Source organism: Mesorhizobium sp. M0678 (assembly GCF_040320505.1).
Lineage (GTDB): Bacteria > Pseudomonadota > Alphaproteobacteria > Rhizobiales > Rhizobiaceae > Mesorhizobium.
In genome coordinates this window covers 637242-660214 of record NZ_JAMYPT010000001.1, presented here as the reverse complement: position 1 = coordinate 660214, position 22973 = coordinate 637242, and the positions used below count along the sequence as shown (strand labels likewise).

Below are 22973 nucleotides of genomic sequence, written 5' to 3'. Positions count from 1 at the left end.
TGGCTGCAGGAATTGCAGTGTGCGAAATGCGACTGGACCAGGCAAATTCTTGCCTTGAAACCGAAGCTTCGGGTTTCTAGGGTTTCGCCGCACCCACAAAGGAATCTCCATGCCCCGTTCTGTGATCGACGTGATCGGCAACACGCCCCTGATCCGCCTCAACAAGGCCTCGGAAGCAACCGGCTGCGAGATCCTGGGCAAGGCCGAATTCATGAATCCCGGGCAGTCGGTAAAGGACCGCGCCGGCCTGTTTATCATCCGCGATGCGGAGCAGCGCGGGCTGCTGCGGCCCGGCGGCGTCATCGTCGAGGGGACGGCCGGAAATACCGGCATCGGATTGACACTGGTTGCCAAGGCGCTCGGCTACCGCACGGTGATCGTCATTCCCGACACCCAGAGCCAGGAGAAGAAGGATACAATCAAACTGCTCGGCGCCGAGCTGATCGAAGTGCCCGCCGTGCCTTACAAGAACCCGAACAACTACGTGAAGCTGTCGGGCCGGCTGGCCGAGCAGATGGCGAAGAGCGAGCCGAATGGCGCGATCTGGGCCAACCAGTTCGACAATGTCGCCAACCGTGACGGCCATATCCGCACCACGGCCGAAGAAATCTGGAACCAGACCGACGGCAAGGTGGATGGTTTCGTGTCGGCGGTCGGTTCCGGCGGCACTCTGGCAGGCGTCGGTTTCGGGCTGAAGGCCAAAAACAACCAGGTCAAGATCGCGCTGGCCGATCCGCTGGGGGCAGCGCTCTATTCCTTCTACACCAGCGGCGAACTGAAATCCGAGGGCAGTTCGATCACCGAAGGCATCGGGCAGGGGCGGATCACCGCCAACCTCCAAGGCTTTACACCCGATTTTGCCTTCCAGATCCCCGACGAGGACGCGCTGCCGATCGTATTCGACCTGATCCAGGAGGAGGGGCTTTGCGTTGGCGGTTCGACGGGCATCAACATTGCCGGCGCCATTCGCCTGGCGCGCGAGCTAGGCCCCGGCCACACCATCGTGACCATGCTTTGCGACTACGGCACGCGCTACCAGTCGAAGCTGTTCAATCCTGAATTCCTGCGCGAAAAGAAGCTGCCGGTGCCGGGCTGGATGGAGCAACAGAGCACGATTTCGGTACCGTTCGAAAGGGTTGCGTGATGGCGCACAAGACCGAAGCGCTGTTTCGTGACGACGCCTATCTGGGGACGGCCGACGCCACCGTCGTCGCAGTCAATGATCGCGGCGGCATCATTCTGGACCGGACGGTGTTTTACGCCACATCGGGCGGGCAGCCGGGCGACACCGGCAGCCTCGAACGCGCCGACGGCACCGGCATAGCGATTGCCGCTACGATCACCGGCGAAACCAAGGACGAGATCATCCATGTGCCGGCGCCGGAGCAGGCAGTTCCAAAGGTGGGCGAGCGCATGAGGCTCGCCATCGACTGGCCGCGGCGGCAGTTGCTGATGCGCATGCATTCTGCCTGCCACCTGCTTACCGTCGTCTGTCCGTTCCCGATCACCGGCGCCGCGGTTTCCGAGGACGACAGCCGTATCGATTTCGACATCCCGGACGCCGGCTTTACCAAGGAAGACGTGACGGCCAGACTGATGGAGCTGGTGCGAGCCGACCACCCGATCTTCACCCGGCTCATTTCCGACGAGGAACTGGCATCCAATCCGGGCTTGGTGAAATCCAAGAATGTGCGGCCCCCGGCCGGCACGGGAAGGATCCGATTGGTCTGCATCGGCGAGAACGCTTCGATCGACAGCCAGCCTTGCGGCGGCACCCATGTAAAGAGCACCAGCGAAATCGGCGAGATCCATATCGGCAAGATCGAGAAGAAGGGCCGCGAGAACCGGCGCTTCCGCATTCGCTTTGGTCCTATGCCGCCAGCCTGATATAGGACTGCGACGGACGGGACAGGAGAGAAAAGATGGCCGACGACAGTCCTTTCACCATCGATGCCGATTGGTTACAGAAGCGGCTCGGCGAACCCGGCCTGACGATTGTCGACGCGTCCTGGTATCTGCCGGCGCAAAAGCGTGACGCGCGCGCCGAGTACGACGTAGCGCATATTCCAGGCGCCCGCTTCCTCGACCAGGATGCGGTTTCGGACCCCGACGCGGCTCTGCCGCACACGCTGCCGTCGCCGCAGCATTTCGCGCAATATGTCGGCGCGATGGGTATTTCGGCCGATGACACGATTGTTGTCTATGACGGGCCAGGGTTCTTTTCTGCACCGCGCGCCTGGTGGTTGTTTCGCGTCATGGGCGTGTTCCAGGTCTATATACTCGACGGCGGCTTCGATCGTTGGAAAGCCGCCGGACGGCCGGTGACTGCGGAGCCGACGAAGATCGCGCCTTGCGTGTTTTATGCCAACTTCGATGCCGCCCGCGTCGCCAGCCTTGCCGACATGCGCCGGATCGTCGAGACGGGGGAGAGCCAGATCGCCGACGCGCGCTCGCCTGGCCGTTTTGCCGGCACCGAGCCGGAGCCGCGCCCCGGCATCCGCTCCGGCCATATGCCGGGCGCGCACAACGTGCCGTTTTCGGCGCTTTCGGAAAACGGCGAATTGTTGCCGAAGGACAGGCTGCGCAAAGTGATCGAAGGAGCCGGCATCGACCTGTCGAAGCCGGTCGTCACCTCCTGCGGGTCGGGCGTCACCGCGGCAGCCGTCACGCTAGCTTTGGAGACGCTTGGCCATGCCGACAACAGGCTTTATGACGGTTCATGGACCGAATGGGGCGGGCTTTCCGACACGCCTGTCGTGACGGGCAAGGACTGACGGTGATGGAAGACGGATCGCTGGAAGACATCGATGTCACCGTGACGTTTCTCGAAATGCATGTGCCGCCTGCCTATTCGCCGCCGCTGCCGTACAACCGCCAGATCGCGCTGCTCAAGACCAAAGACATTCCCCTGCATTTCTACCGCTATTTGATGGATCGGGTCGGCCGCAAATGGCACTGGGTCAATGTTTTGAGGCTGAGCGACGAGGAGCTTGCGGCGGGCATCCACCGCGAGGACCGCGACATCAGGGTGCTTTATCTGGATGGTGCGCCGGCCGGCTTCTTCGACCTCAAGCCGCATTTGCCGGAGGAAGTGGAACTCGCTTATTTCGGAATGATGGAGCACGCGACCGGGCAAGGCATCGGCCGCTGGTTCCTCGGTGCGGCAATCGCCGCAGCCTGGTCGCACGGGCCAAAGCGGGTGACGGTGCAGACCTGCACCCTCGATCACCCAGCAGCACTGCCGCTCTATCAAAAACTCGGCTTTACGCCAGTGGCGCAAAAAAAGGAGGTCGTACATCCGATGTCTTTTGCCGAGCGCGCGGCCAGCGTCATGCGGCCCTGATTTTCAGGCCCGTTCATCCGAGCTTCAGCTTGTCTTTGCAATGTCCCAGAGTCTCTGGATCAACACTCAAAGGCGAGCCCGACTTGAATGAGCTTGGCTCTTTCCATATCGCTATCGTCTAAAAACCGATGGGTGATGGAGGATCGCACGATGGCAATACGCGTGGTAATGGCCGGCGCGACCGGCTGGGTCGGCAAAGCGCTGGTTCCGGCGATCGGGGCGCAAGGCGACATGGCGCTGGCCGGGGCTGTATCACGCAGCGGCGCGGGGCAGGATTCCGGTCTGCTGGTTGGTATGCCGGCTAATGGTATTGCCGTTTCGGCCTCGCTGGCCGAGGCGCTGGAGGCGCCGTCGGACGTGCTGGTCGACTTCACCAAGCCGCATGTCGTGAAAGACCATGTGCTGCTCGCCATCGACAACGGACGGCACACGGTGATCGGCACGTCGGGACTGGGAGCTGCCGACTATGCCGAGATCGACGCCGCGGCGCGCGCCAATGGCGTCGGCGTTGTTGCCGCTGGCAACTTTTCCATCACCGCCACGCTGATGAAGCGGTTTGCACTTATGGCGGCAAAATACGTGCCGGATGTCGAGGTCATCGATTATGCTAGTGCAAAGAAGCCCGACGCGCCCTCCGGAACCGCACGAGAGCTTGCTGAAGCGCTGGCCGACATCCGCAAGGCCTCAACGGCAAAGCCGGTCTCCGAGGTCTCCGGCGTGCCGGCCACACGCGGTGGTGCGGTCGGCGCAGGCGAGGGGGTGCAAGTGCACGCGCTTCGCCTGCCGTCCTACATCCTGTCCTGCGAGGCGCTGTTCGGTCTGCCAGACGAGCGGCTGACCATACGCCACGACGCCGGCTCGTCCGCGGCGCCTTACGTGGCGGGCACGCTGCTCGCCATCAGACGGGTACAGCAGGTCAAAGGTCTGGTTCGTGGTCTCGACGCGCTGATGGATTGATCCATTTCGGCAGGAATCGGGTGGGAAGCTCTGTCTTGCGAGCATAATTCCGGTCGACGACACCGGAGATTTTGCCATGACGCTAAAATTCAAAGCCTTGCCAACCAATGCTGTCCGGGCACTTCAGCGCGGCGGGCCGGATGCTTATGGCTTGAAGCCAGAGCGGCAAATTTCGGATGGCGACGGCGTGCCTTGCCGTCATTGCTTGAAAAATATTGCTGTGGGAGAAGCCTATCTTGTTTTGGCCTATCGGCCTTTTCCGGAGCTGCAGCCTTATGCCGAAACGGGGCCGATCTTTCTGCATGCGAAAGAATGCGAACGCGCCGCCGAGGGGAAAATGCTTCCCGAAATGCTCGAAAGCAGCGATTACATTGTGCGTGGTTATGGCAAGGACGACCGCATCGTTTACGGCAGCGGCGGCGTCATTCCGACCGACGCAATTGCCGCACGGGCAGAGACGTTGTTCGAACGCGACGACATCGCTTACGTCCACATCCGCTCGGCGCGCAACAATTGCTATCAGTGCCGGATCGACCGCGCGTAACCGGACAGGCTGCACCGGCTTGGGACTGTCGTACTCCCGTCGCATACAAGCGGTAGAAACACACTGTCGATCGATTTGCCGACCGCGGATGAACCGGCGGGAATTTTCGACAACCGAGGAAGCGGGGCTTTGGCTCCACTTTTTTGTTGTCCGGTTATTCCGCGCGCCCGACACTTTTCAGTTTTTCGACATAAGAAAAAACCCGTCGGACGAATCCGACGGGCACTGGAGAGGCAGATTCGGACAGCTCAGGCGGCGAGAACGGCCTTCGGCTCGACCAGGTCGTAACCGAGCGCTTCGGCCACTGCGCGATTCGTGATCTTGCCCTTGTGGACGTTCAGCCCGTTGCGCAGATGGTGGTCGTCTACCAGCGCCTTGAGGCCCTTGTCGGCGAGCTGCAGGCCATAATGCAGCGTCGCATTATTGAGCGCGTGGGCCGAGGTGACCGGCACCGCACCCGGCATGTTGGCGACGCAATAGTGGATGACGCCATCGACCTCATAGGTCGGCTCGGCATGGGTGGTGGCGTGCGAGGTCTCGAAGCAGCCGCCCTGGTCGATGGCGACGTCGACCAGCACGGCGCCTTTCTTCATGCCCGACAGCATTTCGCGCGTCACCAGCTTTGGCGCTGCTGCCCCCGGGATCAGCACGGCGCCGACGACGATGTCAGCCGAAAAACATTCTTCCTCCAGCGCCTCGACGGTCGAGTAGCGGGTGTGGACGCGGCCGCCAAAGATGTCGTCGAGCTGACGCAGGCGCGGGATCGAGCGGTCAATGATGGTGACGTCGGCGCCAAGGCCGGCGGCCATCCGTGCAGCATGCAGGCCGACGACGCCGCCGCCGAGCACAGTGACCTTGCCGGGGAGCACGCCGGGCACGCCGCCAAGTAGCACGCCGCGGCCACCATTGGCCTTTTGCAGCGCCGTTGCGCCCGCCTGGATCGACAGGCGGCCGGCGACTTCCGACATCGGTGCTAGCAGCGGCAGACCGCCGCGCTCGTCGGTGACCGTCTCGTAGGCTATCGCGGTCACGCCGGAGGCCAGCAGGCCCTTGGTCTGCTCCGGATCCGGGGCAAGATGCAGATAGGTATAGAGGATCTGGCCGTCGCGGAGCTGAACCCATTCGTTGGGCTGCGGCTCCTTGACCTTCACGATCATGTCAGACTTGGCAAAAACGTCGGCGGCCGTTTTGGCAATCGTGGCGCCGGCGGCGCGATACGCGTTGTCATCGGCGCCGATGCCGGCGCCGGCGCCGGTCTCGATCAGCACTTCATGGCCATGCGCGACATATTCACGGACCGAACCCGGTGTCAGGCCGACGCGGTATTCATGGTTCTTGATTTCCCGGGGGCAACCGACGCGCATCTTTTTCTCCTGATCCGGCCCTTTTAGGACCTGTTCCCTGTCTAGAGATAGTGAACCACGAATCGTTCGGTAAGTGTTTGCGAATGCGCTTGCCAGAGAGGCCACTGTTCGATAATCGTTGCGCAAAACATTAGAATTCTCGCAGGAACCCGCAAAAATGCCGCTCGACAGGATTGATATCGCCATTCTCGAGACGTTGCAGAAAGACGGGCGGATACCCAACGCAGCGCTCGCCGAGAAGGTTGGCCTGTCGCAGTCGGCCTGTTCGCGGCGGCTGGACAATCTGGAGAAATCCGGAACCATCCGCGGCTATCATGCCCGGCTGTCCAACGCTGCGCTTGGGCACCAGATGACGGCGATCGTGCATATATCGCTGTCCGGGCAATTCGAGAAGACGTTGTCGGATTTTGAGGCAGCGATAAAGCGCTGCCCGAACGTCCTGTCCTGCCATTTGATGTCGGGCGAATATGACTACATCCTGCGCATCGCGGCAAAGGATCTCGTCGACTACGAACGTATCCACAAGGAGTGGCTGTCGGCAATGCCGCATGTGACGAAGATCAATTCGTCTTTTGCCTTGCGCGAAATCGTCGATCGCACGGCCGTGGGAATGAAGCCTGAACTCGCCTAGGCCCCGAACTCGCCTAGTCCTTGACTGCCTCGGTCACCACACGGTCCATCGGAATGTCGTGCGGCTGCGGGTAGATGGTGACGATGCGCTGCAGTTCGTAGCCGACGCCGATGACCAGCGGTTTGAAGGGCATCGCGGCAAGCGTGCGATCGAAGAAGCCGCCGCCATAACCCAGGCGAAACTGCCCAGGATCGATGCCGACAATCGGCGAAATGACGATGTCGGGTAACACCGGATCGCCGTCAGCCGGTATCGGGATATTCCAGACGCCCTTCTCCAGCCGGTCTCCGTGGGTATAGGCGCGAAAGACAAGCGGCCGGTCTTTCTCGACAACGACGGGCAACGCCGTGCGCCCGCCCCGCGCGTTAACGGTTTCCATCCACGGGCGCAGGTCCGGCTCGCCGCGAAACGGCCAATAGAGGCTGACCATGCGGCCGGCGATGTCGCCGATCACCGCGTCGAGCCCTTCGGCAATGCGCTGCGACATGGCTGCGCGCGTGTCGGCCGAAACGGCAAGGCGGGATACGATCAACCGCTCGCGCTCGGCCTTGCGCCAGCGCCTTACGTCGGTCCAGTCGGATAGCGGCGCTTGGAACTCCGGATCAAGCTCGTGCATAAAACAAGGCGGCGAGGCGTACTGCGCTGAGTCTTCATCTTCATTCCTAGCCATGCTTCACCTGCAATATACTGTTCCGACCAAGTCGTATCCGGGACGTAAGCTATATCCGGGAATGAGTCTGCAGCATGCGTATTCACGACATCAAGAGACGAGTCCCAGGCAGTTGCAGCGCAGGCATTGCTGCACTGCACAAGGATACTTACATCAGCCTTGGCGAGAGGGATGAGTGAGATGAACATAGCCAACCATCACGTCGTCGTCGTAGGCGCCGGTTTCGGCGGCCTCGAATTCACCCGCGCACTTGCCGGCGCGCCGGTGCGCATCACCATGATCGACAGGCGCAATCATCACCTTTTTCAGCCGCTGCTCTACCAGGTGGCGACGACGGCCCTGGCCACCTCCGAAGTGGCTTGGCCGATCCGCCATCTCCTGCGCAGGCGCAAGGACGTGACGACGCTGCTTGCCACCGTGACTGGCATCGACCGCACCGGCAAGCGGGTGCTGCTGCAGGACGGCGGCACGGTCGCCTACGACACGCTGGTGCTGGCCACCGGTGCGCGGCACGCCTATTTCGGCCATGACGAATGGGAGCCGTTCGCGCCGGGCCTGAAGACACTGGAGGACGCCACCACCATTCGACGGCGTATTCTTTTGGCTTTCGAGCAGGCCGAGCGGGAAACCGATCCCGCCAAGCGCCAGGCACTGCTGACGCTGGCGATCGTCGGCGGCGGGCCGACCGGCGTGGAATTGGCCGGCACCATTGCCGAACTGGCGCATGACACGCTGCGCGGCGAGTTCCGCAACATCGACACGCGGCAGACGCGTGTGGCGCTGATTGAGGCCGGCGACCGCGTTCTTGCCAATTTCGCGCCGGAACTCTCCGATTATGCAATGAAGGCGCTCGAACGGCTCGGCGTGACCGTCGAACTCGGCCGGGCGGTTACGCGCTGCGATGCCGAGGGTGTCGTCTTCGGCGACAGGCATTTGCCGGCTAGGACAATCCTGTGGGCGGCGGGCGTCGCCGCTTCGCCGGCCGCCGAATGGCTCGGCGCGGCAGCGGACCGCGCGGGCAGGGTGCTTGTCGAGCCCGACCTCACTGTACCGGGAAACCCGGAGATTTTCGTCATCGGTGACGTAGCGCACGTCCTGCGACCGGATGGCCGGCTGGTGCCGGGCGTCGCGCCCGCCGCCAAGCAGCAGGGACGGCACGTCGCCACGGCGATCAAGGCAAGGCTTGCCGGTGACGCGACACCGCGTCCTTTCAGCTACAGGCATGACGGCGATTTGGCGACGATCGGCAAGCGCGCGGCGGCCATCGATTTCGGCTGGATCAAGCTTACCGGCCGGCTTGCCTGGTGGCTATGGGGCTTGGCGCATATTTACTTCCTGATCGGCTTTCGTAACCGGCTTGCGGTTTCCCTGAGTTGGCTATGGATCTACTTCACCGGTCAGCGCAGCGCGCGGCTGATCACCCAGGGCGACGACGATAAGGGCTGATTGTTCGCTGCCGGACATTCATCGGCGCGTCACCTCCTCTTGATGGAATCGGCTTCTGGACTCGGCTGGATTTCGGCGCGAAGCTTTGCTTCGGGCAGGACTTGTCACGTCGTGGAAGGAAGAGAGAACGAATGTCCCAATTGCGCCACCTCGTCTCACGCCGCGATTTCCTCGCCGGCGTTGCCGCCAGCGGAGCGCTGATCATGCTGCACCCGTTCTCCGCCCGGGCTCAAGCCAATCAGGCGCATCTGAGGATTATGGAGACGACCGACATCCACGTGAATGTGCTGCCTTACGACTATTACGCCGACAAAGCTAACGACACGATGGGGCTATCGCGAACGGCATCGTTGATTGAAGCCGTGCGCAAGGAAGCAACCAACGCGATGCTGATCGATAATGGCGACCTTCTGCAAGGCAACCCGATGGGCGACTACATCGCCTACGAGAGGGGGATGAAGGATGGCGATCTGCATCCGGTCATGAAGGGCATGAACCTGCTCGGCTACGAATGCTCGACGCTCGGCAACCACGAGTTCAACTATGGCCTGTCGTTCATGGACAAGGTGCTGGCCGGTGCCAATTTCCCGTTTGTCTGCGCGAACCTGATCCGCGGCACGGAGCTCGCCGCGAACCCGCGCGACGACAAGCTTTATCTCAAGCCTTACGTCATCCTCGAAAGGAACATCAAAGACGGGTCGGGCACCGAGCAACCGATCAGGATCGGCATCATCGGCTTCGTGCCGCCGCAGATCATGGTCTGGGACCTGAAAAATCTCGAGGGCAGCGTCAAGACGCGCGACATCGTCGAGGCGGCCAAGGCGTGGGTGCCGCAAATGAAGGAAGAAGGCGCCGACATCGTCATTGCGCTCTCCCATTCCGGCATCGATGTGAAGCAAAGCGACATGATGGAGAATGCCTCCTTCTTCGTTGCCGGTGTCGAAGGTATCGATGCGGTGTTCACCGGCCACCAGCATCTGGTCTTCCCCGGCAAGAAGGACTTTCAGTCGCTGGACGCCGTCGATACGGCGAAAGGCACATTGCAAGGCAAGCCCGCCGTCATGGCCGGCTTCTGGGGCTCGCACATGGGGCTGATCGATCTGTTGCTGGAGCGCGACGGATCGACGTGGAAAATCGTTTCGACGACCTCTGAGGCCAGGCCGATTTTTGAGCGGGTCGACAAGACGAACAAGCCGACCGTCGCGGACGACCAGCGCATCGTCGACGCGCTCAAACAGGACCACGAGGCGACGCTTGCCTATGTGCGCCGGCCGGTCGGCAAAACCTCGGCGCCGCTCTATTCCTATTTTGCGCTGGTCGCCGACGATCCATCGGTGCAGATCGTCAGCCAGGCGCAGACCTGGTACTTGAAGGACATCCTGAAGAACACAGAGTGGAAGGATATGCCGCTGTTGTCGGCGGCGGCACCGTTCAAGGCGGGCGGGCGCAACGGCGCCGACTATTACACCGACGTGCCGGTGGGCGATATCGCCATCAAGAACGTCGCCGACCTCTACCTCTATCCAAACACGGTGCGCGCCGTCGAAATCACCGGGGCAGAGGTGAAGGAATGGCTGGAAATGTCGGCCGGCATCTTCAACCGGATCGAACCGGGCAAAGCCGACCAGGCGCTCATCAACACCGACTTCCCGTCTTATAATTTCGACGTGATCGACGGCGTCACATACAAGATCGATCTGTCGCAGCCACCGAAATATGATTCGAAGGGCGGGCTGGTGAATGCTGGCTCGACCCGCATCATTGACTTGATGTTCGACGGCAAACCAATTGGCCCCATGCGGAAATTCGTCGTCGCCACCAACAACTACCGAGCCGGCGGCGGGGGCAATTTCCCGGAGATCAATGCCTCGAAGATCATCTACGAAGCGCCCGACACCAACCGCGACGTGATCGTGCGCTATATCGTCAGCGAAGGCACCATCAACCCGTCGGCGGATGCTAACTGGTCGTTTGCGCCGCTGCCGGAAACCAGCGTCGTGTTCGAGACCGGCGCCAAGGCGAGAGAGTTTATTGCGCAAGTGAAGTCGCTGAAGATCGAGCCGGCGGGCGAGGGCGAAGCGGGGTTTTCCAAGTACCGCATCACTCTTTGAGGCGAGGATTTGAGCGTCGGCTCCAACTGTCTCAGGGTTAAGACAGTGTGCCGATACGGCCAATCCGTTTGAGACAGGGGGCCTCTTCAAGCAGGTGGTGCGAAACGCCGCTTGACGGCAGGCATGACCAGATCCAGCGCGTCCGTCGAAATCCCACCGGAATAATCGTGTGGCAGTTGGTCGATCGAGGCGGGAAGCGGTCGTCGAAGCCGAGCGGGGTTATCTTTCCAAGGCGCCCTGCAGCGGTAGCGCCATTCTGGCCAGCAAGCATCGCAGCGGACAGACCAAAGGCCGTTAAATTCGGGGAGAGTCCCAGCAGGGCCGGAATCGCTATGGTTGCAACCGTCCATATGCGCTAGTTTTAGTCATGCGTTATGTCATCGTCATCACGACCGTCACCTTTTTCCTGATCTGGGACGGCATTTACAACCAAGGCCGCTACCTCGACAGGACGGTCAGGGAGGTGACCCGCATCGTGCACTATGTAACCAGCATGGTGTAGTTTCTCTTCGCTGCTACGGTTCGCAGACGCGACAAACCTGCCGATTGACGGCACGCTCCCGCTGACACAAAAGAACGCCGGTCCAACGGTCGAGGAGGCTGGGTTGATCCGGCATATCGTTTTCTTCAGCGCACGGCGTAAAGTGGATGTCGAGGCAGTGCGCACGGGCCTCCTGGCGCTTGGCAAGATACCTCATTCGCGTCATTTCGAGGTAACGCTCAACACCAAGGTCGACCCGCTCTCGGATGAGATCGATGTGGTCGTCTACGCCGAGTTCGAGGACGAAGCGGCGCTCGCCGCCTACAAGGCGCATCCGCTCTATGCAGAGACGACCAGCCGGGTCAAACCTCTGCGCGAATTGCGTTATTCGGCCGACATCGTTGCAAGTTGACGAGCCGCCGTCCCCTACGGGCTGAGGTGGTCTTGCCGCTGAGACGTCGGCCAAGCCCTTGAACCATTTTCAGGAATGAGGCACATCGCGCGGGACATGACCGAGAACACCCCCGCAAGGCCTCATCCGCTCGATCACCTGGTGCTGCCGACAGCGAGCCTCGATGTTGCGCGGGCGCGCTTGACCTCGCTCGGCTTTACCGTTGCGCCGACAGGTATCCACCCTTTCGGAACGGAAAACTGCTGTGTCTTCCTCACCGACGGCACCTATCTCGAGCCGCTCGCGGTCGCTGACCGGCAGGCCGCGGCAACGGCGATCTCGAACCGCAATGTCTTTGTCGTGCGTGATCGCACGTATCGCGAAGAAAACGGCGATGAAGGATTTTCTGCCGTGGCGCTGGGCACCGAAAGCGCCGCCGCGGACCACGCGCGCTACATGGAAGCCGGTCTGTCGGCGGGAGACGCGCTAAGCTTTTCGCGCGCCTTCACCGATGCGACGGGAAAGAGCGACACCGCATCGTTCAAACTGGCCTTCGCGGCTACAGGCAAGGCAACGGACGCTTTTCTCTTCGCCTGCGAGCGGATCAATGCGCCGAACGTCGACCGCACTGCGTCGCAGGCCCACGCTAATGGCGCAACCGGCATTGTCGAAATCGTGGCAGCCAGTGGCGAACCCTTCGAACAACGCAATGTGATTTCGATCGCGGCTGGGATCAAGGCGCAGGGCGGCGGCACTGTCTATGAGCTGCCGAATGCCGTCGTGACCGTTCTGGATCCTGCAGCCTATTCGGCACGCTTCGGCATTCCTGCCGGCGCGCCATCTGAACTCCGCTTTGCTGGGATCGTCTTTTCGGTTAGGCACGGCGACACCGTCGCCAAGCTGCTTGCAGCCAATTCCGTCGAACACCACATGCGCGGCGGTGATATCATCGTGCCGCCGGCGCCAGGGCAGGGCGCAGCCTTCATTTTCCGGGAGATCGCATGAACAATCTCAATCCTCTGATGCCAAATTCTTCCGTTGCGATCGGCAAGGTCATTTTCGGCAACAGCGCGCCCCTGTCGCTGATCGCCGGTCCATGCCAGCTGGAATCGCGGCAGCACGCGTTCGACATGGCCGGTGCACTGAAGGAATTGACGGAACGGCTCGGAATCGGGCTCGTCTACAAGACCAGCTACGACAAGGCCAATCGCACATCGCTTGGCGGCACGCGCGGTGCGGGACTTGAAGCGGCAATGCCGATCTTCGACGACTTGCGCAACAATTTTTCGCTGCCGATCCTGACTGACGTCCACACTGAGGAACAATGCGCGATCGTCGCTCCGCATGCCGATATCCTGCAGATTCCTGCCTTCCTCAGCCGCCAGACCGATTTGCTGATCGCTGCGGCAAGAACCGGCAAGGTGGTGAATGTGAAGAAGGGGCAATTCCTCGCGCCGTGGGACATGAAGAACGTCGTCGCCAAAATCATCGGCTCCGGCAACGCCAATGTCTTGGTCACCGAGCGCGGCGCATCCTTTGGTTACAACACCCTGGTGTCCGACATGCGGGCGCTGCCGATCATGGCCGAGATCGGCGCGCCGGTGATTTTCGATGCCACCCATTCCGTGCAGCAGCCGGGTGGGCAGGGCGGTTCGTCCGGAGGCGACCGGCGCTTTGTCGAGACGCTGGCGCGCGCGGCCGTCGCGGTTGGCGTCGCCGGCGTCTTCATCGAGACGCACCAGGACCCCGACAACGCGCCTTCCGACGGTCCCAACATGGTGCCGCTAAAGGATCTTCCCGCATTGCTTGAACGGCTGATGGCGTTCGATCGCATTGCCAAAAGCGTGGGTTGAACCAGCAGTTGCGCCACAGCAGCGCCGCCAAGAAAACTTTGAAGAATTTCGAACCCGCCTGGAACCTTAGCCCGCGGCCCTCATTGTCAAAATCTAATGTCAACGACGACGAGGAGCACACCATGACGACCCAGACGGGACACACCGAAGCCATCGCCGCTTCGCGGGTTATCGGCACATCGGTCTACAATACGGAAGGCACTCATATCGGCGACATCGAGGATGTCATGCTCGACAAACTGTCGAACGGAATCATGTTTGCCGTGATCGGTTTTGGCGGATTTCTCGGCATCGGCGAGAAATACCACGCCATTCCGTGGGCGAGCCTTGACTATGATGAGAACAAGGGCGGCTATGTCGTGCCGTTCACCAAAGACCAGCTGATGGCCGCTCCTTCCTATTCGATCAACGAGCTGACCGGCGCCGACGGCGAGGCCGCGCGTGACGCCTCATACAACTACTACAAGGTCGAGCCTTACTGGCACTGACCTTGCTGGCACTGACTAAGTCTCCTGGAATCAAAAAGGCCCCCGGGAAATCGGGGGCCTTCGATGTGGCGGGATGCTACTGCGCAATCTGCAGGGCCGGCAAAGGCGACGATCCCTGCGGGGGTTGCTGATTGTCGCACGACGTCAGGAACGCAGCCGCGATCAGGAACAAACTCACAATACCGCTCAACTGGGACATGGCGAAACTCCTCCTGTTTCGCCCCGCGCGACAACAGCCATAAACCAGAAACCGGCATGCCGCGTATGACAAATGATGACAGCGCTTCGTGCTTCGTGAATCCGTAGCGCACGGGCAATATTTGCAAGTGCCCCGATTGCGTTTTGCGGCGCTTTGGCTAAGAGGTGCGCGACGCTTCAATCGATCAATCGGGGACATCGCAATGACGGCCATCATCGACATTGTCGGGCGTGAAATCCTGGACAGCCGCGGAAATCCGACCGTCGAGGTCGACATCGTGCTCGAAGACGGCTCGATGGGTCGCGCCGCGGTGCCGTCCGGCGCCTCGACCGGCGCGCATGAGGCGGTCGAACTGCGCGATGGCGGCCCCCGCTATCTCGGCAAGGGCGTGCTCACGGCGGTCGAGGCGGTGAACGGCGAGCTGTTCGAGGCGATCGGCGGCATGGAGGCAGAGAATCAGATCCATATCGACCAGACCATGATCGAGCTCGATGGTACGCCCAACAAGAGCCGGCTCGGCGCCAATGCCATCCTCGGCGTGTCGCTGGCTGTGGCCAAGGCCGCGGCCGAAGCGGCCGACCTGCCGCTCTATCGTTATGTCGGCGGCACCAAGGCCCATGTGCTGCCGGTGCCTATGATGAACATCATCAATGGCGGCGCGCATGCCGACAACCCGATCGATTTCCAGGAATTCATGATCCTCCCGATCGGCGCGCCGACGCTACGCGACGGCGTGCGCTGGGGCTCGGAGATCTTTCATACGCTGCGAAAGAAGCTGAAGGACGCCGGCCATAACACCAATGTCGGCGACGAGGGCGGCTTTGCCCCCAACCTGAAGGGCGCGCCGGCCGCGCTCGACTTCATCATGGAATCGATCGAGCAGGCTGGCTTCAAGCCCGGCGAGGAGGTTGCGCTAGGCCTCGACTGCGCGGCGACCGAATTCTTCAAGGATGGCAACTACGTCTATGAAGGCGAGAGGAAAACCCGCGACCCGAAGGCGCAGGCCAAATATCTAGCCAAACTCGCTGCCGACTACCCGATCATCACCATTGAGGACGGCCTGGCCGAGGATGACTGGGACGGCTGGAAAATACTGACTGATCTCATCGGCAAGCAAACGCAGCTGGTTGGCGACGATCTGTTCGTCACCAACTCGGCGCGGCTGCGCGACGGCATCCGCATGGGTGTCGCCAATTCGATCCTGGTCAAGGTCAACCAGATCGGCTCGCTTACCGAAACGCTCGACGCCGTCGAGACCGCGCACAAGGCCGGCTATACCGCGGTGATGTCGCACCGCTCGGGCGAGACCGAGGATTCGACCATCGCCGATCTCGCCGTTGCCACCAATTGCGGGCAGATCAAGACGGGCTCGCTGTCGCGCTCGGATCGCATGGCCAAGTACAACCAGCTCATCCGCATTGAGGAGGAGCTCGGCAAGCAGGCGCGATATGCCGGCAAGTCGATCGTGAAAAGCTGATTTCGAGAGAAAATCCGTGGCGACGAGGGCGGGGACATTCCCGCCCTTTTTTGCTTCCAGGCTCTGAATCCAACAGGCTGTAACCGTCCATTAAGCACAATCGGGCGACAAAGGCGGCGTAGAGGATTCGGACCATGTGGACACGCCAGCACAAGCAAAGAAACACCGGCCGGCTGATCATCCCCTCGCTCTGCGTGGTGTTCCTGACTTATTTCGGTTTCCATGCCTATCATGGCGAGTTCGGCATCTATTCCAAGTATCAGCTCGAAGCCGAGACTGCCGAATTGCAGGGCAGGCTCGATGCCGTCAGGGCGCGCCGGATCGATCTCGAGCGCCGCGTTCAGCTGATGCATGAGGGCACGCTGGAGAAGGACATGCTGGACGAGCAGGCGCGCAAGGCGCTTAATCTGTCCCACGCCGACGAGATCACCATCATGCTGCCGGTCGCAAGATAACCTGATCTCAGTTAATCAGCGATATTTGCAATGATTTTAATTGCTTAGATGCATGACAGCCATGCGTTTTCGGCATGGCGAAAGCCTTCCCTGCATGTTAGCCTGCCTCAAATTGGTGGGAGAACTGATCTCCCTCGCTGTCCGCCAAGAGACGCCAACAGGGAGTGATGCATGGCCACCGCCACCAGAAAAGCGCCTGCCAAATCCAAATTAGACGGCAAGATGCCGGGCCTTTCCACCCCGAAGCCTGTTGAATTCACCAAAGACCAGGAGCTTGCCGCCTACCGGCACATGCTGCTCATCCGCCGCTTCGAGGAAAAGGCCGGCCAGCTTTACGGCATGGGCTTCATCGGCGGTTTCTGCCACCTCTACATCGGCCAGGAAGCGGTCGTTACCGGCATGAAGATGGCGCTGATCGACGGCGACCAGATGATCACCGCCTATCGCGACCATGGTCATATGCTGGCCATGGAGTTGTCACCGCGCGGCGTCATGGCCGAACTGACCGGGCGCCGTAGCGGCCTGTCGAGAGGCAAGGGCGGCTCCATGCACATGTTCTCCAAGGAGAAGCATTTTTACGGCGGCCACGGCATCGTCGGCGCGCAAGTGTCGCTCGGCACCGGCATTGCCTTCGCCAACCGCTATCGCGGCAACAACAATGTGACGCTGACCTATTTCGGCGATGGCGCGGCGAACCAGGGCCAGGTCTACGAAAGCTTCAACATGGCCTCGCTGTGGAAGCTTCCGGTGATCTACATCATCGAGAACAACCGCTACGCCATGGGCACCTCGGTCTCGCGCTCATCGGCCGAGACGGATTTCTCGCACCGCGGCGCATCCTTCAAGATTCCAGGCATCCAGGTCGACGGCATGGATGTGCGCGCTGTAAAGGCAGCCGGCGACCTCGCCGCCGAATGGTGCCGCGCCGGCAACGGGCCGCTCATTCTCGAAATGCAGACCTATCGTTACCGCGGCCATTCGATGTCGGATCCGGCAAAATACCGCTCCAAGGAAGAAGTGCAGAAAATGCGCTCCGAACGTGACCCGATCGAACAGGTCAAAGCGCGGCTGCTCGACAAGAAATGGGCAAGCGAGGACGAGCTCAAGGCCATCGACAAGGAAGTCCGCGACGTTGTCGCCGATGCCGCAGAATTTGCCCAGAACGACGCGGAGCCGGATCCGTCCGAGCTCTGGACCGACATCGTACTTTAACGAGAGGGCAAGGACATGCCGATCGAAATTCTCATGCCCGCCCTCTCGCCGACCATGGAAGAGGGTAATGTTTCCAAGTGGTTGAAGAAAGAGGGCGACAAGGTCGCGGCGGGTGACGCCATTGCCGAGATAGAGACGGACAAGGCAACGATGGAAGTCGAAGCCGTGGACGACGGCACGCTTGCCAAGATCGTGGTTCCTGCCGGCACCGAAGGTGTCAAAGTCAACACGCTGATCGCTGTGCTGGCCGTCGATGGCGAAGACATCGACGAGGCAGGCGAAGGTATCGGCGAGGAGGCTATTGAGGCGCAAGCGGAAGCGCCCGCGGCCGCTCCGGCCCCCGCGGCTGCTGCGGCCAAGAGCGAAGCGGCAGCACCTGTCGCCGCTGCGCCCAGGTTGGAAATTGCCGCCGATCCGGACATCCCGGCCGGCACCGAAATGGTCTCGACCACAGTGCGTGAAGCCTTGCGCGACGCAATGGCGGAGGAAATGCGCCGCGACGGCGACGTCTTCGTCATGGGCGAGGAAGTCGCCGAGTACCAGGGCGCCTACAAGATCACACAAGGCCTGTTGCAGGAATTCGGTCCGAGACGCGTGGTCGACACGCCGATCACCGAGCACGGCTTTGCCGGCGTTGGTGTTGGCGCGGCGATGGCCGGCCTGAAGCCGATCGTCGAATTCATGACCTTCAACTTCGCCATGCAGGCGATCGACCAGATCATCAATTCAGCCGCCAAGACGCTCTATATGTCCGGCGGCCAGATGGGCGCCCCGATCGTCTTTCGCGGCCCGAACGGCGCTGCTGCCCGCGTCGCCGCGCAGCATTCGCAGTGCTATGCCGCCTGGTACAGCCATATTCCCGGCTTGAAGGTGGTGATGCCTTATACCGCCGCCGACGCCAAGGGTCTGCTCAAGGCGGCGATCCGCGATCCGAACCCGGTCATCTTCCTCGAAAACGAAATCCTTTACGGCCACTCCTTCGACGTGCCGAAGATAGATGATTTCGTGTTGCCGATCGGCAAGGCGCGCATTCACAAATCCGGCAAGGACGTGACCATCGTCTCGTTCGGCATCGGCATGACCTACGCGCTCAAGGCGGAGGCGGAGTTGCGCGGCATGGGCATCGATGCCGAGATCATCGACTTGCGCACCATCCGCCCGCTCGACTTCGACACGATCATCGCCTCGGTCAAGAAGACCAATCGCCTGGTGGTGGTCGAGGAAGGCTTTCCGCAGAACTCGGTCGGCGACCATATCGCCAATCAGGTCTCGCAGCGCGCCTTCGATTTCCTCGATGCACCGGTCATTACCATTGCCGGCAAGGACGTGCCGATGCCCTATGCGGCGAACCTCGAAAAGCTGGCGCTGCCCAATGTCGGCGAGGTCGTCGAGGCGGTCAAAGCCGTCACGTATCGCTGAGCAGGGCGGGAGGACAAAATGCCGATCAACATCACCATGCCGGCGCTTTCGCCCACGATGGAAGAAGGCAGCCTTTCCAAGTGGCTGGTCAAGGAAGGCGACAAGGTCTCGCCGGGCGACGTGATTGCCGAGATCGAGACCGACAAGGCAACGATGGAAGTCGAAGCCGTCGACGAAGGCACGGTCGCCAAGCTGGTGGTTCCAGCGGGCACTGAAGGCGTCAAGGTCAATGCGCTGATCGCGGTGCTGGCGGCCGAGGGCGAGGATGCTGCTTCTGCCGCGAAAAGCGGTGACGGCGCTGCACCGGCAAAGGCTGAGGCTCCGAAAGCGGACGTCTCCAAAGCTGAAACACCAAAGCCCGAAGCGCCGAAGCAGGAGCCTGCCGCACCTGCAGCTAAGGCGGAAGCGGCGCCGGCCGCCAACGGCCATGTCAACGGTGAGCGCATCTTCGCCTCGCCGCTGGCACGACGCATTGCCAAGGAAGCCGGCGTCGATGTCGCGGTGCTGACAGGCACCGGCCCGCATGGCCGCGTCGTCAAGGCCGATGTCGATGCCGCAATTTCCAGTGGCGGCGCCAAGGCGGCACCAGCGGCAAAAGCGGCGCCCGCCGGCGCTCCGGCACCTGCGGCCGCAGCACCCAAGGCGATGTCGGACGAGCAGGTGCTCAAACTGTTTGCCGAAGGCTCCTACGAGCTGATCCCGCACGACAATATGCGCAAGACCATTGCGAGGCGGCTGGTCGAGGCCAAGACCACCATCCCGCATTTCTATCTGACGCTCGACTGCGAGCTCGACGCACTTCTGGCGCTCCGCACGCAGATCAATGCGGCCGCGCCGGTGAAGAAGACCGAGAAGGGCGAAACGCCGGCCTACAAGCTGTCGGTCAACGACATGGTCATCAAGGCTCTTGCCATGGCGCTGATGGCGGTTCCGGATGCCAATGCGTCGTGGACAGAAAACGCCATGATCAAGCACAAGCACGCCGATGTCGGCGTTGCCGTTTCGATCCCCGGCGGCCTGATCACCCCGATCATCCGGCGTGCTGAGGAAAAGACGATGTCCGTCATCTCCAACGAGATGAAGGATCTTGCCGGCCGCGCCCGCAGTCGCAAGCTGAAGCCGGAAGAATATCAGGGCGGCACCACGGCGGTGTCCAATCTCGGCATGTTCGGCATCAAGGATTTTTCCGCCGTCATCAACCCGCCGCATGCGACGATCCTGGCGGTCGGCGCCGGCGAGCAACGCGCAGTGGTAAAGAACGGCGAGATCAAGATCGCAACAATCATGTCGGTGACGCTGTCGACCGATCACCGCGCAGTCGACGGTGCGCTCGGCGCCGAGCTGCTCGTCGCCTTCAAGCGTATGATCGAAAATCCGATGGGCATGCTGGTCTAAGAGAGGGGAACAGGGCGGTGCGGAAATTCTTCACCAGCCTTTTTGCCTTCTTTCTTTCCGGGTTGGCGGGCGGATTGGTGACGCAGTGGCTCGCCGTCGCCACCAATGCCGACGTAGAGTACATCCTTGTATTCATGATCTCGGCTCTCGTCACCATCCTCGCGACGCTCGCGTTCTTCATCACACAATTCATGCCGGACCCACAACGGGCAACAAAACTGACGGCGATCATAGGGTTAGGATTTTTTGTGCTCATTGGAGTTGCCCTGACCGGCTGGACTTTCTCCCAGCCGCCGGGCAAGCGCCAGTGGTCGAGCGATCTTCCCATCGTCGCCGGTCTGGTCCTGCCGGGCATCGCTACGGTGCTGGTCCAGTGGCTTTTCGTGCGCTGGCGATTGGGGCGCTCGCAACCAGATTTCGGCGGGGCAGGCACATGAAGACGGTCCTCTGCTACGGCGATTCGCTTACCTGGGGCTATGACGCGGCAGGCCTTGGCCGGCACCCGCTGGAAGGTCGCTGGCCGAGCGTGATGCAGGCGGCATTGGGCAGCGGCGTCGAGGTCATCGCCGAAGGCCTGAATGGCCGAACCACCGCCTTCGACGATCATTTGGCCGGGGCGGACCGCAATGGCGCAAGGCTGCTGCCAACAATCCTGACGACGCATGCGCCGATCGACTTAATCATCATCATGCTCGGCGCGAACGATATGAAGCCGTGGGTTCACGGCAATCCTGTCGCGGCCAAGCAAGGCATGCAACGCCTGATCGATATCGTGCGCGGTCACGATTACCCGTTCGATTGGCCGGCGCCGCAGATCCTGATCGTCGCGCCGCCCGTAGTCAGCCGCACGGAAAACGCCGAGTTCAAGGAAATGTTCGCCGGCGGCGATGACGCGTCAAAGCGGCTGGCGCCGCAATATTCCGCCCTCGCCGACGAGGCCGGCTGCGGCTTCTTCGATGCGGGCAGGGTGGCCAAAACGACGCCACTCGACGGCGTCCACCTCGACGCGGAAAACACGCGGAACGTCGGGCAAGCGCTGGCGCCGCTCGTGCGCGTCATGTTGGAATTATGAAGGGAGAAAGCCGTGGCTGAGAACTACGACGTCATCATCATCGGCTCTGGCCCCGGCGGCTATGTCACTGCAGTGCGTTCGGCGCAGCTTGGCTTCAAGACGGCGATTGTCGAGCGCGAGCACTTGGGCGGCATCTGCCTCAACTGGGGCTGCATTCCGACCAAAGCGCTGCTGCGCTCCGCCGAGATCATGCACTATTCGGATCATCTGAAGGACTATGGCCTGAAGATTGACGGCAAGGTCAGCGTTGACACAGCCGCCGTCGTCGATCGCTCGCGAAAGGTCTCGCTGCGGCTCAACGGCGGCGTCGGCTTCCTGATGAAGAAGAACAAGGTCGACGTCATCTGGGGCGAAGCCAAGCTGACCAAACCTGGCGAGATCGTCGTGTCGAAATCGTCGAAGAAGCCGATGGAGCCGCAGCCGCCGGCGCCCAAGGGCGTCAAGGGCGAGGGCACCTATAGCGCCAAGCACATCATCCTGGCGACCGGCGCCAGGCCGCGCGCGCTGCCCGGCATCGAGCCTGACGGCAAGTTGATCTGGACCTATTTCGAGGCGATGGTGCCGAAAGAGATGCCGAAATCGCTGCTGGTGATGGGCTCGGGCGCCATCGGCATCGAGTTCGCCTCGTTCTACCGCACCATGGGCGCCGAGGTGACGGTGGTCGAACTGCTGCCGGCTGTGATGCCGGTCGAGGACGCCGAGGTCTCGAAATTCGCGCAGAAGCAGTTCGAGAAGCAGGGCATGAAGATCATCTTAGAAGCCAAGGTGACCAAGGTCGAGAAGGGCACTAACTCGGTCACCGCGCATGTCGAGATGAAGGACGGCAAGGTCGAGAAGATCACCGCCGACCGCATGATCTCGGCCGTCGGCGTACAGGGCAACATCGAGAATCTCGGCCTCGAGGCGCTCGGCGTGAAGACCGAACGCGGCTGCGTCGTCGTCGACGGCTACGGCAAGACCAACGTGCCCGGCATCTATGCCATCGGCGATGTCGCCGGACCGCCGATGCTCGCCCACAAGGCCGAGCATGAGGGCGTGGTGTGCGTGGAAAAGATCGCCAATTTCCCCGGCGTGCATGCCATTGACAAGCTGAAGATCCCGGGCTGCACCTATTGCAATCCGCAAGTCGCCTCGGTCGGACTGACGGAAGCCAAAGCGAACGCCGATGGCAAGGACATCCGCGTCGGCCGCTTCCAGTTCGCCGCAAACGGCAAGGCGATTGCGCTCGGCGAGGACCAAGGCTTCGTCAAGACCATTTTCGACAAGAAGACCGGCCAGTTGCTGGGTGCCCACATGGTCGGCGCAGAAGTAACCGAACTGATCCAGGGCTTCGTCGTGGCGATGAATCTGGAGACCACCGAGGAAGAGCTGATGCACACGATCTTCCCGCACCCGACGCTGTCGGAGATGATGAAGGAGAGTGTACTCGACGCCTATGGCCGCGCACTGAATGCATGATAAATTA

The 22973-nt window shown here is 61.5% G+C and carries 25 protein-coding genes; 22 read left to right on the top strand and 3 right to left on the bottom strand.

The window, feature by feature from the left end; genetic code table 11:
- The first annotated feature begins 109 nt into the window (after positions 1-109).
- The 6 genes from NKI29_RS03295 to NKI29_RS03270 all read left to right on the top strand — a co-directional run bounded on the left by NKI29_RS03295 (position 110) and on the right by NKI29_RS03270 (position 4844).
- A complete protein-coding gene (locus NKI29_RS03295; RefSeq protein WP_023675106.1) occupies positions 110-1144 on the top strand; it encodes a cysteine synthase A in 1035 nt (344 codons plus the stop codon).
- Entirely contained in the window at positions 1144-1887 is a 744-nt protein-coding gene (locus NKI29_RS03290) for an alanyl-tRNA editing protein (protein ID WP_023675105.1), read from the top strand. Before NKI29_RS03295 ends, NKI29_RS03290 begins: the two co-directional genes overlap by 1 nt.
- A 35-nt stretch (positions 1888-1922) precedes the next feature.
- A complete protein-coding gene (gene sseA, locus NKI29_RS03285; protein WP_023675104.1) occupies positions 1923-2774 on the top strand; it encodes a 3-mercaptopyruvate sulfurtransferase in 852 nt (283 codons plus the stop codon).
- Between the two features lie 5 nt (positions 2775-2779).
- The gene (locus NKI29_RS03280) at positions 2780-3343 is read left to right on the top strand and encodes a GNAT family N-acetyltransferase (RefSeq protein WP_352448953.1); all 564 of its coding nucleotides are present in this window, start codon (positions 2780-2782) and stop codon (positions 3341-3343) included.
- A gap of 150 nt (positions 3344-3493) precedes the next feature.
- Entirely contained in the window at positions 3494-4300 is an 807-nt protein-coding gene (dapB, locus tag NKI29_RS03275) for a 4-hydroxy-tetrahydrodipicolinate reductase (RefSeq protein ID WP_352568589.1), read from the top strand.
- A gap of 76 nt (positions 4301-4376) precedes the next feature.
- Complete coding sequence (locus NKI29_RS03270; RefSeq protein ID WP_352457506.1) at positions 4377-4844, top strand: DUF1203 domain-containing protein; 468 nt, start codon at positions 4377-4379, stop codon at positions 4842-4844.
- A 248-nt stretch (positions 4845-5092) separates the two neighbouring features.
- Here the strand turns inward: NKI29_RS03270 and ald are convergent, their stop codons facing one another.
- Positions 5093-6208: an alanine dehydrogenase gene (ald, locus tag NKI29_RS03265; protein WP_023675100.1), complete on the bottom strand. Its 1116-nt coding sequence runs from the start codon at positions 6206-6208 to the stop codon at positions 5093-5095.
- Between the two features lie 157 nt (positions 6209-6365).
- Between ald and NKI29_RS03260 the strand changes: the two genes are divergently transcribed.
- Positions 6366-6839, top strand: a complete 474-nt coding sequence (locus tag NKI29_RS03260; RefSeq protein ID WP_023675099.1) for an Lrp/AsnC family transcriptional regulator — start codon at positions 6366-6368, stop codon at positions 6837-6839.
- A 13-nt stretch (positions 6840-6852) separates the two neighbouring features.
- Here the strand turns inward: NKI29_RS03260 and NKI29_RS03255 are convergent, their stop codons facing one another.
- Positions 6853-7509: a 5-formyltetrahydrofolate cyclo-ligase gene (locus NKI29_RS03255; RefSeq protein ID WP_352568591.1), complete on the bottom strand. Its 657-nt coding sequence runs from the start codon at positions 7507-7509 to the stop codon at positions 6853-6855.
- 180 nt (positions 7510-7689) lie between these two features.
- Here NKI29_RS03255 and NKI29_RS03250 point away from each other — a divergent pair, with 180 nt between their 5' ends.
- The 7 genes from NKI29_RS03250 to NKI29_RS03220 all read left to right on the top strand — a co-directional run bounded on the left by NKI29_RS03250 (position 7690) and on the right by NKI29_RS03220 (position 14279).
- Positions 7690-8955 carry an NAD(P)/FAD-dependent oxidoreductase gene (locus NKI29_RS03250; RefSeq protein WP_352698827.1) on the top strand — a complete coding sequence of 422 codons (1266 nt, stop codon included), beginning with the start codon at positions 7690-7692 and terminating at the stop codon, positions 8953-8955.
- A gap of 131 nt (positions 8956-9086) precedes the next feature.
- Positions 9087-11066: a bifunctional 2',3'-cyclic-nucleotide 2'-phosphodiesterase/3'-nucleotidase gene (locus NKI29_RS03245; protein WP_352754731.1), complete on the top strand. Its 1980-nt coding sequence runs from the start codon at positions 9087-9089 to the stop codon at positions 11064-11066.
- A gap of 367 nt (positions 11067-11433) precedes the next feature.
- Entirely contained in the window at positions 11434-11568 is a 135-nt protein-coding gene (locus tag NKI29_RS03240) for a hypothetical protein (protein WP_292655342.1), read from the top strand.
- Positions 11569-11671: 103 nt separating this feature from the next.
- Entirely contained in the window at positions 11672-11959 is a 288-nt protein-coding gene (locus NKI29_RS03235) for a Dabb family protein (RefSeq protein WP_352621726.1), read from the top strand.
- A 96-nt stretch (positions 11960-12055) separates the two neighbouring features.
- A complete protein-coding gene (locus NKI29_RS03230) occupies positions 12056-12943 on the top strand; it encodes a VOC family protein (protein ID WP_352795549.1) in 888 nt (295 codons plus the stop codon).
- A complete protein-coding gene (gene kdsA, locus NKI29_RS03225; protein ID WP_031211318.1) occupies positions 12940-13791 on the top strand; it encodes a 3-deoxy-8-phosphooctulonate synthase in 852 nt (283 codons plus the stop codon). The genes NKI29_RS03230 and kdsA overlap by 4 nt, the downstream gene beginning before the upstream one ends.
- Positions 13792-13913: 122 nt before the next feature.
- On the top strand, positions 13914-14279 hold the full coding sequence (locus NKI29_RS03220; RefSeq protein ID WP_023675091.1) for a PRC-barrel domain-containing protein: 366 nt from the start codon (positions 13914-13916) through the stop codon (positions 14277-14279).
- A 76-nt stretch (positions 14280-14355) separates the two neighbouring features.
- Here NKI29_RS03220 and NKI29_RS03215 read toward each other — a convergent pair whose 3' ends face one another.
- Positions 14356-14478 carry a hypothetical protein gene (locus NKI29_RS03215; RefSeq protein WP_084642452.1) on the bottom strand — a complete coding sequence of 41 codons (123 nt, stop codon included), beginning with the start codon at positions 14476-14478 and terminating at the stop codon, positions 14356-14358.
- A gap of 202 nt (positions 14479-14680) precedes the next feature.
- On the opposite strand from NKI29_RS03215, the gene eno reads away from it, so the two are divergent.
- From eno to lpdA, 8 genes are all read left to right on the top strand, one after another.
- Positions 14681-15955, top strand: coding sequence for a phosphopyruvate hydratase (eno, locus tag NKI29_RS03210; RefSeq protein WP_352795548.1), 1275 nt, complete (start codon positions 14681-14683; stop codon positions 15953-15955).
- Between the two features lie 134 nt (positions 15956-16089).
- Positions 16090-16410 carry an FtsB family cell division protein gene (locus tag NKI29_RS03205; RefSeq protein WP_023675088.1) on the top strand — a complete coding sequence of 107 codons (321 nt, stop codon included), beginning with the start codon at positions 16090-16092 and terminating at the stop codon, positions 16408-16410.
- Between the two features lie 222 nt (positions 16411-16632).
- On the top strand, positions 16633-17622 hold the full coding sequence (pdhA, locus tag NKI29_RS03200) for a pyruvate dehydrogenase (acetyl-transferring) E1 component subunit alpha (RefSeq protein WP_245274631.1): 990 nt from the start codon (positions 16633-16635) through the stop codon (positions 17620-17622).
- A 15-nt stretch (positions 17623-17637) separates the two neighbouring features.
- Positions 17638-19041: a pyruvate dehydrogenase complex E1 component subunit beta gene (locus NKI29_RS03195; RefSeq protein ID WP_352795547.1), complete on the top strand. Its 1404-nt coding sequence runs from the start codon at positions 17638-17640 to the stop codon at positions 19039-19041.
- 18 nt (positions 19042-19059) lie between these two features.
- The gene (locus NKI29_RS03190; RefSeq protein ID WP_352568601.1) at positions 19060-20436 is read left to right on the top strand and encodes a pyruvate dehydrogenase complex dihydrolipoamide acetyltransferase; all 1377 of its coding nucleotides are present in this window, start codon (positions 19060-19062) and stop codon (positions 20434-20436) included.
- 17 nt (positions 20437-20453) lie between these two features.
- Complete coding sequence (locus NKI29_RS03185) at positions 20454-20873, top strand: hypothetical protein (RefSeq protein WP_352568602.1); 420 nt, start codon at positions 20454-20456, stop codon at positions 20871-20873.
- Positions 20870-21508, top strand: coding sequence for an SGNH/GDSL hydrolase family protein (locus NKI29_RS03180; protein WP_352568603.1), 639 nt, complete (start codon positions 20870-20872; stop codon positions 21506-21508). Before NKI29_RS03185 ends, NKI29_RS03180 begins: the two co-directional genes overlap by 4 nt.
- 12 nt (positions 21509-21520) lie before the next feature.
- Complete coding sequence (lpdA, locus tag NKI29_RS03175; RefSeq protein ID WP_352568604.1) at positions 21521-22966, top strand: dihydrolipoyl dehydrogenase; 1446 nt, start codon at positions 21521-21523, stop codon at positions 22964-22966.
- The last annotated feature ends 7 nt before the right edge of the window (positions 22967-22973 follow it).